This window comes from Ruegeria sp. AF8, assembly GCF_056541825.1.
In genome coordinates, this window is sequence record NZ_JBQFYW010000043.1 from 1 (window position 1) to 10,373 (window position 10,373).

Annotated in this window: 7 protein-coding genes; 4 read left to right on the plus strand and 3 right to left on the minus strand. The window is 53.3% G+C overall.

The features are described 5' to 3' along the window. Positions 1-134 precede the first annotated feature (134 nt). The 3 genes from ACR0AO_RS24880 to ACR0AO_RS24890 form a co-directional block, all read right to left on the minus strand. The gene (locus ACR0AO_RS24880) at positions 135-428 is read right to left on the minus strand and encodes a WGR domain-containing protein (RefSeq protein ID WP_480609546.1); all 294 of its coding nucleotides are present in this window, start codon (positions 426-428) and stop codon (positions 135-137) included. Positions 429-721: 293 nt separating this feature from the next. After that, positions 722-1,003, minus strand: a complete 282-nt coding sequence (locus ACR0AO_RS24885) for an HlyU family transcriptional regulator (RefSeq protein WP_480609549.1) — start codon at positions 1,001-1,003, stop codon at positions 722-724. Positions 1,004-1,391: 388 nt separating this feature from the next. Continuing rightward, positions 1,392-4,742: an AAA family ATPase gene (locus tag ACR0AO_RS24890; RefSeq protein WP_480609552.1), complete on the minus strand. Its 3,351-nt coding sequence runs from the start codon at positions 4,740-4,742 to the stop codon at positions 1,392-1,394. A gap of 626 nt (positions 4,743-5,368) precedes the next feature. On the opposite strand from ACR0AO_RS24890, the gene ACR0AO_RS24895 reads away from it, so the two are divergent. The 4 genes from ACR0AO_RS24895 to ACR0AO_RS24910 all read left to right on the plus strand — a co-directional run. Continuing rightward, positions 5,369-6,472: a branched-chain amino acid ABC transporter substrate-binding protein gene (locus ACR0AO_RS24895; protein WP_480609555.1), complete on the plus strand. Its 1,104-nt coding sequence runs from the start codon at positions 5,369-5,371 to the stop codon at positions 6,470-6,472. Positions 6,473-6,531: 59 nt separating this feature from the next. Further along, positions 6,532-9,726, plus strand: coding sequence for a response regulator (locus ACR0AO_RS24900; protein ID WP_480609558.1), 3,195 nt, complete (start codon positions 6,532-6,534; stop codon positions 9,724-9,726). Beyond that, positions 9,723-10,100 (plus strand): response regulator, encoded by a 378-nt coding sequence (locus ACR0AO_RS24905; protein WP_480609561.1) that lies wholly within the window; start codon positions 9,723-9,725, stop codon positions 10,098-10,100. The genes ACR0AO_RS24900 and ACR0AO_RS24905 overlap by 4 nt, the downstream gene beginning before the upstream one ends. Further along, the coding region (locus tag ACR0AO_RS24910) for a response regulator (protein WP_480609564.1) at positions 10,097-10,373 on the plus strand (277 nt) is incomplete at its 3' end. The genes ACR0AO_RS24905 and ACR0AO_RS24910, both read left to right, overlap by 4 nt.

The following is a 10,373-nucleotide window of genomic DNA, read 5'->3' on the forward strand; positions in this document are numbered from 1 at the left end:
CGTCAGCCAGAAAAGATCAGACATGGTCACCGCTCGATTTTCGAACCGTGAATCACGCAGCCAAGCGGAAATCAATGGGTCCTGACCCTAGCCCAAGTGGCAACCCAATTTGACACTGGAACAACTGCGTTGAGTTACTCACTAACCGGTACGTAACCTCGTCGGCATTTTTGCTTTTCGATTTTATGGAGTGCATCAGCAGCTTGAACTTCGTCATCGTACGTCACCATCATGGCTTGTCCGCTCGTGCCAATACGTCCCCAACTACGAAGAACGGACACTTCCTCAAACAGTGTCGGCTGCAACTCAATTCCGTAGAACCGCGCCATGTTGACGTCCGGGTCCACATGGATCAGGTGGACAGGTGTTGTGTCTGTCAGCTCCATGGCCCGATTGTCGTTCAATTCAACTTTTCTGTCCAATGACATTGCGAGATCATTACGTTGGGAATGATTCTGAGCCTGAATGGATTCCGACGTCGACTTTACCTATCGCTGAACACTCACTTCTGCCATTTTTGAGGCGATAGACGGATCTATGTGTGGAATTCGCAGGCCGAGCGTCCCACTTGGTTAGCCGGTGTGTTCTTCGGAAATCGGCCTTTTACCGCAGGAAGGGACACTATAAGGGTGCAGCCAGACTGGCACGTTGGAGCCTGCACAAGTGTGGCTCGCAAAACGCCATTGACATGGCACCCGTCGATCACAGAGCCGGCTTCAAGCTACCTGTTTCCTGAACCGAAGAGGCGTTCGCCCTGTTCGTCTATAACCTGCCTAGCCTTGGCGACGCTGAAGCTTTCGGCCTGGTCCCGGTTTTCAAAAACATCCGCCCGGATTACCGTATAGGTCTTGCGATCTCCGTCGATGGTCTTTTCGATACGCGCCGACAGACGATACTTGCCACCCTCGGCAATCAGTTCAGGGAAGATGTCGAACCCTTTATAAGCGACCGGCTCCGGCTCAGGCTTTTCGCCGCCACCGAAAAGTTTTGAGAAGAGGGACATGGGGCGGCTCCTTTCAATGTTGCTCGGACCGGAGACTAACGCCGCTAAGAGCCGGGGTGAAGCGGGTCGCGAGATCAGATCACCGGCCGTCGATCCGATAGCACGCTCCGTGCATGGTCTAAACGTCCCGATCCTCGGTGAAAGCCCGGTCCTCCGCACCATTCTCCCTTGTACGAATCGGCCCAGAGCAGACTTTCAATTGTCACCGAAGATGCTGCGACGCAGCCTGTCGAAGCCGCCCTTAGCTGTGCTCGTACATATCGGCGGCACCTAAATTCACACAACGTTCAATTTTCAGACGCTAACCGTCATTATCCGCGTTTGCATACATTTGATTTTCAGCTAGCTGAAACAAGTGCCCGCGAAGAGCACAACCCGCTGGATAATGTTATATTTCTGATATCAAATTACAGGCAGCTGCCACCTCGTCGGGACTATCGCCATCTGCAACGTCTTTCCTGACAGATTCAAGGAGGGTGATTGCCTGTTCGGTCCAACCTTTTTTCTTCCACAAAGATGAAAGACTAATGGATGCACGCAGTTCCCATTTTTTTGCATGTTGTGCACTGGCGACTTCCACAGCTTGTTTGAGGCGTTCCTCGGCCACCTCGCGCTCACCAATCTTCAACGCAATCATACCTTCAAGGTGCAATAAATCACTCTTGATGAAGTTTTCCTGCGTTTCCGCAAGAACAAGCCGCGCTTGGTCTGCAAACGTTTTACAAAGGCTGATTTCGTTTGTGCGAAGCGCTTTCCAGGCAGCCAGACTTTTGAAAATTGGCAGATAAAGGCGCGCGTTTAATCGGCTGTAACCCTTTTCAAACCTTTCATAATTTTCAACCCACGCTTCGCCACTACCAACCCCGTCGGCCAGCGCCTCAATCGAGCCCGCATAAACACTCATTTGTTTGAGCCCGAATTTGTCACTTATGTCTCGAAGAGCTGAGGCGTGTCGGAGCGCCGACTTGTCCGCCCGATCCAGTAAGTCGCGCAATCCAACATGCACATGCACATACCCGACCGTGTTTGCGTGATCGGACTTCAGCGCCGCCTCTTCAGCAGTTTTTGCCTTGTATTCAGATTCCTGCGTTCGCCCCAAACACCAGAGATTCAAAGATTGGTAAGCTCGAATGGCGACACCCGGGTCTTGTCCGAAACGATTTTCGAACCCAACATTGTCATCTGGGTCATAAAGGCTCAGCGCCAGGTCAAACTCTGCCTGAGCCTTTGAGAAATTGCCTAGCATGCAACAGGAAACACCCACCAATCGGTGACCGGTCATTTTGTTTACGCGAACCCCCGAACACTCGGCTTCGCTTTTGATATAACGGGCGGTTTTCAAAGCTTCCTGATGTCGCCCGGTCATCAGGTTTCCAACCCACAAACCGTAGAGTGCGGGAAACCTAAGCGGTGAATCTCCGAGTTTCTCGGCCAGTGACAAGGCGACTTGATACGCTTGGGTTGTTTCATCTGCCGCATAGCCGTGCATGGCCAGCAATATGGGTGCGATCTGGACCTGTAGATTCAGGGCGCGTTTTACGCCTTCCGGCTCTTCGGCATCCGCCATATCGCCGTTCAAAGCGAAAGCGCGTCTAAGGTGCCGTACCGCTTCTTCAAATGCGGGCCGGGCGAAGGCAACTTTGCTTGCGCTTTCCCACAGACTGATCGCCCGGTCAGTTTCGCCCGCGGCCTCGGCGTGGGTTGCCAAGACTTCTGGCGCAATATCCGGGTCGGTTTTAAGGGCTGCAAGGATGCGGGTGTGAATCGCCCGTCGATTTTCCTTCAACAGACTCTCATACGCGGCATCCCGCACAAGCGCGTGCTTAAAAATGTAAGTTGCCTCGGGCGGCAATCCGCGCCGGTAAACCAACTCGGCTGCGATCAAGCCATCCAGAGCGGCCCCAAGTTCAGCCTCGGACAGGTGGCATACATCGGCTAGAAGACGATGATTGAACTCCCGCCCGATGCAGGCGGCGGTCTGCGCCACATCCTTGATCGGTTGCAACCGATCAAGGCGTGCCATCAGACTGTCATGCAAAGTGGTTGGAATAGCGATTGCGCTAATTGGACCGTCAGCAATAAGCTCGCCCTTGATCTCTTTGAGTGCCCCGGATTCGAGGATTGTCTTGGTCAGCTCTTCAACAAACAGTGGCACGCCATCCGTACGTTGCGCGATAATCTCAATAATCTCGGGCGGCATCGATTTGCCATCTGTCAGCTTTCCTATGATGGCCCCGATCTGTTCGTTGCCCAGCCTGTTGAGCGCAAATCGTGTCACAATCGGATGCCCGCCAAAACCATGCTCAAAACTTGGCCGCGTCGTGGCAAGGACCATAACCGGTTTATCGGTGATCGAGTCCAGAATGAGATCGAGCAGTTCAAGTGAAGTCGGGTCGATCCAGTGCAAATCCTCGTAAATCAACAGAACGGGTTTCTCAGAAGCTTGTTGCTCCAGTAAATGGATCAACGCCTGCATGGTTTGCGCACGCAACTGCGCTGGCGTCAGGCTCAGCGCGCCGTACCGCCCACTGCCTTCCAACCCCAGCATCGGTGCAACAAGTCTCAGGGTGTCGTGATCCGCATCGATCAGCGCCTCCAACTTATCCATTCGTTCGTCCGGGGTGTCCGTCGGCGCAATACCGGTAGCAAAGGTCAACTGCTGAATGATGGGGTAAAATGCGCTATCGGTATGGTACGGTGAGCATTGATAAGTGATGCGGGTTTGATCGTCCTGCGCAATGCGGTCGACTACGGACCGCGCGATGCGCGATTTTCCAATACCGGCCTCGCCGCTGACAACGACCATTTGCCCTTGACCAACACGCGCCAGCTTCCAACGGTCAAGCACCAGTTCGATCTCGTGTTCCCGTCCGACGATAGGTGTCAGAATCCCGGACCGGCGCGCCGCAAAGCGGCTTTCGACGGCAGTCTCGCCTTCGGCAACAAATGCCTCGACCGGAGTGCCGACACCTTTCAACGTCTGTTCACCGATGGAATTCACTTTGAACGAACGACCCAGCAACCTCCGCGTTTCGTACGGCATCACTAGCTGATTGGGGCGCGCGACAATTTGCAACCGCGCCGCCAGATTTGGCGTTTCTCCGACTACGGCTGCTTCCTGCGCTGCACCGCTGCCCACGAGATCACCGACAATCACGACTCCGGTGGCCATACCTACACGAGTGGCCAGAGCTGTGCCGTCAGGTGCCTTTGTTTTCCGAACAACATCTATGATTTCAAGGCCAGCACGCACGGCCCGTTCCGCGTCATCTTCATTTGCCCTGGGCCAGCCAAAATAGTTCAACACTCCGTCACCCATGAATTTGGCGACGAACCCTTCATGCCGCCCAACCACTCCGGCCACGGTGTTCTGGTAGTTTGTAATGACGTTACGCATGTCCTCCGGATCGGCACGCTCGGCTATCTCGGTTGAGCCGACCAGGTCGACAAACATCACCGTCAGTTGGCGACGCTCAGCATCGTTGGGAGAAGCGGGTGACGAGTCCGTTGTTTCAATGGTCTTTGCATCAGCGGCAGAATTCCCAGGACCACCGCCATGTCGTTGAATTTGAGAGACCGCTTCCATGATTTTGCGGCGAGGACCAATCGGTAGCCCAAGTTCTATCAAATCGTCTTTATCCAGGCTTGGCAGGACCTCAAAATCAATCTCAGCTTTCGCAAATACTTCGGAGTATTTTTCCAACCCAAGTTCGGCCAGCCAGCTTTCCAAATCTTGCAAATCCAATCTCCTGCGCAGTGGTTAAGCGGGCGGGTGGAAGCACAATAATACATAACACTAACCGGAATTTGCGTTGGTTGTCATGTTTTATGCCGCCCTTGAAGCAGCCCGTACGCAGGTAAACTACGCCGTTTGATGTTCTCGCAGTCGCTAGATTCCACTGTCGCCAGTGAGCTTATAGCTCACGCAGAAATTCGGATTTCCTGCAGGAACAAGTGTGGTTTATTGCGGCCGATCACGGCCCATTCCTGCCGTTCATCCATGACAGTGCTCGCCGCAGTGCGGCCCGTCAGGCCGGACTTTCGCCGCGCTGCAATAATCTTTGCCTGCTCGAATTCACAGTTCGCGGACAAAGCCGACGTTGGCAAACAATCGTCGTACGCCCTCATTCGATGTTAAAGCGGACTACCGTCTTAACGTGAACTAAAACTGCTTGCCTTACAATTGAGACCCTCATGGATCACGGATTCTACAATATATTCTAGAGAAGTAACTTGTAGAATTCATTTACTAATTTACTCCTTCCTCACCAATCAGTTGTTGGTAAGTCCACAAAATTGTATAGTGACCTAGCCTACCAACGGGCACTGGCTAAGTGCCGAGATAGCTGGATTGGGAGGGACAAGATGCAATTGCTTCACACACTCGTCACCGCTTTAGGCATGTCAGCGCTGGCGTTTGTCGGCTCTGCGAGCGCGGAAATCCGTATCGGTACAGGAGCCCCTCTTTCCGGGCAATATGCGTGGGGTGGGGAACAGTACCGAATTGGTGTCAATTTTGCGCTTCGGAAAATAAATGAAAACGGCGGCGTTTTGGGAGAACAGGTGCGGCTTGTTCTTGGAGACGATGCCGCCGACCCAGAACAGGCTGTCGCTGTTGCCAAAAAATTCGTAAGCGATGATGTGGTCTTTGTTGTCGGTCATTGGTCTTCCGGTGCGTCGATACCGGCGTCCAAAATCTATGATGAGGCAGGAATATTGATGATTTCGCCTTCTGCCACAAACACCAAACTAACCGATGAGGGCGGACCTGGAATATTTCGCATTTGCGGTCGGGACGACCGGCAAGGCGCGGTGGTCGGCGATTACATGGCCAAACATTGGCCAGAGAAACGCATATCCATTTTGCACGATGGTGGAGCTTACGGCCAAGGACTTGCCGAGGAAACCAAGAAACGCATCAACGAACTCGGCCTGACCGAAGTGATGTTCGAAGGATTTGCAACAGGCGAGGTTGACTATTCCCCCCTCGTTGATCGTATCCGGGCTGTCGAGACAGATATTCTTTTCGTCGGCGGGTATCCTGCCGAAGCGGGACTTATTCTGCGTGAAGCCAGAGACCAGGGTGATGATCTTCAGTTCGTTTCCGGCGACTCCCTGTCAACTGCGGACTATTGGCTGATCACTGGTGATGCCGGTGAGGGAACCATGTTCACTTTTTTCCCAGACCCCCGCTACAATCCCAAAAATGCGGCGCTGGTCGAAGAGTTTCGAGATGGTGGCATCGAGCCGGACGGATATACGCTGTATGCTTACGCCGCAGTCGAAGTATGGGCGCAAGCGGTGGAAAAAGCCGGAACGCTAGAGTTGGATGCAGTTATCGCGTCTCTAAGGGAAAATCAGTTCGACACCGTGTTGGGAACGCTTGCGTTCGACGAGAATGGCGACATTACGGACCCTGGGTTCTCTTGGTACACGTGGAAAGGGGGAGAGTACGTGCCATTGCAATAGCACTATGTAATTGGGGGGTAACAACATTTTGCTTTCGTGCAATGAATATATCGAACTAATTGACCGACCGCTCGGGTGTCCAAATGTTTGACGGTTTAGGGGTCCGGTGGCGTCTTCTCATTGCATTTTTCGGGATTAGCGCCTTTTCGGTGCTCGCTGCTGCTGCTGCGGTGTATTCTTTCCTGGCCATCGGAAATGTCATGGATCATATCACGCAACAACGCGTGCCGGCTGCGCTTGGATCTCTGGAACTTTCCCGAGAAGCTGACCGGATTGTCGCTGCGGCACCAGCACTGCTGGCTGTCTCGACCGACGCTCAGCGTATGGAACTGACTGGCGCGATCAGTGCAGGCGTCGGCAATCTCAACCAAATGGTTGCGGATCTGAAATCCCGGGAAACCGACGCTTCCAACCTTGAAGAAATCGAAGCAGCGGTCACGCGCCTTGGCGAAAACCTTTCGGCGCTCGACGTTCTGGTCAGCGACAGATTGGCTGCAACTGATCGAAAGAGCGAAATCCTCACGCGTCTGTCGATCACGAACAAAGGGGCGCAGCGGGCGCTTACTCCGGGCATTTCGGTCATGGATGCCAAACTGTCTCAATTGCGAAGCGCCATTGATAATCCTGATTTGACCGCAGAAGAGCGCGCTGCGGCAATGAATGAGTTGACGCGTAGCGTTGCGGAAGCCTTGCCTCTGCAAAAGTTTCAGGTGGAAGTTTCTGCGATCAATGACAATCTGATACTGGCGGCATCGGCCTTTTCCCGCGCAGACGTGGACTTGATAGCATTCCCCTTGGAAAAGTCATTGGAGGCACTTAACCGGCTGTCTGGCGAATTGCCAAGTTTTCAGCGCCGTTTTTTGCTGCCTAGGATGAAGGAACTCGAAGAGCTCACATTCGGCAAAAAAAGCGTTCTGCAAGCACGTGCCGAAGAACTTGACCTGATTGTCAGGGGCGAGGCTTTGATTGCCCAGAATACGGCCTTGTCTCAACAGTTGACTCAGGCGGTGGACGATCTGCTTGTGCATGCAAGAGATGACATTGCCAGCGCAAATGCCGAGGCTGGTTCGGTACGGCAAGTTAGCACATATGTCATGATTGCCGTCGTGGTTCTGAGTTTGGTCAGTTCAACTCTGATCGTCTGGCTCTATGTAGGGCGTAACCTGATCGCGCGGCTCACCGGGCTAAGCGACAGCATGTTGGCGATCGCAGGTGGGAATTTGCGCGCACCGCTGCCAGCCACCACAGGAAATGACGAAATCGCCCGCATGGCCGAGGCACTGTCCGTATTCCGGGATACGGCGATTGAAATCGAGGAAAACAACCTGCGCGAAATTGAGGTGGCACGCCGCAGGTTGGTTGACGCGATTGAAAACTCTTCGGACGGGTTCGCGTTCTATGATGCGAATGAGAAGCTGGTTCTTTGCAATAACCGGTACAAGGAGCTGCTATACCCCGAGATTGAAGTCACGATTGAGCCAGGAATGTCGTTCGAAACGATAATCCGGAGTTCGGCCAAGGTTGGATTGATCGTCAATGCCCAAGACAGGATTGACGAGTGGGTCGAAGAGCGCCTTGCGTCGCACAGAAATCCGAAAGAAGCGCTGGTGCAGCAACGGCGCGACGGTCGTTGGATCATGATCAACGAGCGCAAGACCAGCGATGGCGGTACGGTTGCCGTCTACACTGATATCACCGAGCTGAAACAGCGCGAACGGGATGCGGAAGAAGCAAACCGGGCCAAGAGCCAGTTTCTGGCCAACATGAGCCACGAATTGCGAACGCCCCTGAATGCAGTGATCGGTATCACCGAAATGCTGGAAGAAGATGCCGAAGATCTGGGGCAGGACGAATTTATCGAACCGTTGCAGAGAATTTCACGCGCGGGAAAGCATCTTCTCGAATTGATCAACGAGATTCTTGATCTTTCGAAAATCGAAGCGGGCAAACTCGATCTCAACCTTGAGGAATTCGACTTGGTCGCGTTGCTGCAGGATACAGTCGCGACAACGAAGGGTCTTGCCGAAAAGAACGGCAACGTGTTGGAGGCCCACTGTCCGGATGAGCCGGAGAAAATGTTCGCCGACATGATGCGGGTCCGGCAGGTTATCCTGAACCTGTTGAGCAATGCCTGCAAATTCACCGAAAACGGCCAGATTACTGTCCGCGCAGCCAAGTCCATGATTGATGATCGTCCTTGGATGGTTCTGGATGTGTCCGACACAGGGATCGGACTGACACAAGATCAGATCGGGAAGCTATTCGAAGACTTTTCTCAAGCAGACAGTTCAACAACACGCAAATACGGCGGCACTGGTCTGGGACTCTCCATCAGCAAGCGGCTGTGCCAAATGATGGGGGGTGATATTGCCGTTGAAAGCGCAGTTGGCGAAGGCACGACATTTACGGTCACGTTGCCGTTCCGGGTCGAAGGTCAATCAGCTGCCCGCATTCCTGACAGAGATCTCAAACCATCCTTGAAGGATCGGTTGGGCGCATATTCCGGCACGGTTCTTGTGGTTGATGACGACGACACCACACGCGAGTTATTGCGCGTTTTTCTCGCCAAGGAAGGATTTGATGTTGTTACGGCTGCTGATGGCAAAGAAGCTCTGAAACTGGCGCGCAAAATTCGGCCGTCAGTAATCACACTGGACGTTTTGATGCCTGCGCCGAACGGCTGGGACGTCCTTGCAGAACTCAAGGCGGACGAAACCCTAGCTGACATACCTGTTATCATGCTGACAATGCTGGACGAAGCGCGCAAAGGATATGGGCTTGGCGCCTCAGAATATATGATCAAGCCGTTGGACCGGGAAAAGCTCAGGGAAACCCTTAACCGTTTCCGTCCCAAAGGAGGGACTCCGCTGGTCCTTCTGGTTGAAGATGATGAAACAACGCGCACATGGTTGAGAGGTTGCTTGATAACCGAAGGGTGGCGCGTAACCGAAGCAGAAAACGGGCGCATTGCTCTGAACTTGATCAACGAGGAAACACCGGACTTGATCCTGCTGGATTTGATGATGCCGGAGATGGACGGCTTCGAGTTTCTGGAGGCGTTTCGCACTATTCCTAACAGCAAGAACATTCCGGTGATCGTCATAACGGCTGCAGATCTAACGAACGAAGATCGCCGTCGGCTAACCGATGGCGTTGAGAGTATTCTCGAAAAAAGCTCGACAAGTTGTGACACGCTGCTGGCGGAAGTCGGCGGATTCGTAAAGCGTATGACCGGTGAGGAAATTCGGCCATGACCAAAATTCTTTATGTCGAAGATAACGATGACAACATCTTTATGCTGACGCGAAGACTGAGCAAAAAAGGGTATGAGGTACTGGTCGCTACAGACGGAGCTGCCGGAATAGAAATGGCGCGCACCGAGTTCCCGGCACTTGTCCTCATGGACTTGAACCTTCCGGTTCTGGACGGTTGGGAGGCAACACGGCAGCTTAAAGCTGCTCCAGAAACGGGCAACATTCCTGTTATAGCTCTTTCCGCCTTCGCAATGGCTGGTGATCGGGACCGGGCATTGGAAGCTGGTTGCGATGATTATGTATCGAAGCCAATCGATTTCGATCTGCTCTACCGGAAGATAAGCTCGATCCTGTCCGGCGGATCGCTGACATGAGCCCTGATGAACCTTCAATTCTTGTTGTCGACGACAATGAGGACAATCGGTACACCCTGACACGACGCCTGAAGCGTGAAGGGTATTCCAACCTTGTTGAAGCCGGCGACGGGCATGAAGCGCTGGAAAAACTGGCTCAAAACTCATTCGATTTGGTTCTTCTGGATATCATGATGCCCGGTATGAATGGGTTCGAAGCCTTGGAATGCATGAAATCGGATATGGCTTTGCGCGACATACCCGTCATTATGATCTCGGCGGTCGACGAAGTTG

Bases quoted from the DNA above. Each gene is read 5' to 3' on its own strand.
- ACR0AO_RS24895 (WP_480609555.1), top strand. From the start codon at position 5,369: ATGCAATTGCTTCACACACTCGTCACCGCTTTAGGCATGTCAGCGCTG.
- ACR0AO_RS24880 (WP_480609546.1), bottom strand. From the start codon at position 428: ATGTCATTGGACAGAAAAGTTGAATTGAACGACAATCGGGCCATGGAG.
- ACR0AO_RS24885 (WP_480609549.1), bottom strand. From the start codon at position 1,003: ATGTCCCTCTTCTCAAAACTTTTCGGTGGCGGCGAAAAGCCTGAGCCG.
- ACR0AO_RS24905 (WP_480609561.1), top strand. From the start codon at position 9,723: ATGACCAAAATTCTTTATGTCGAAGATAACGATGACAACATCTTTATG.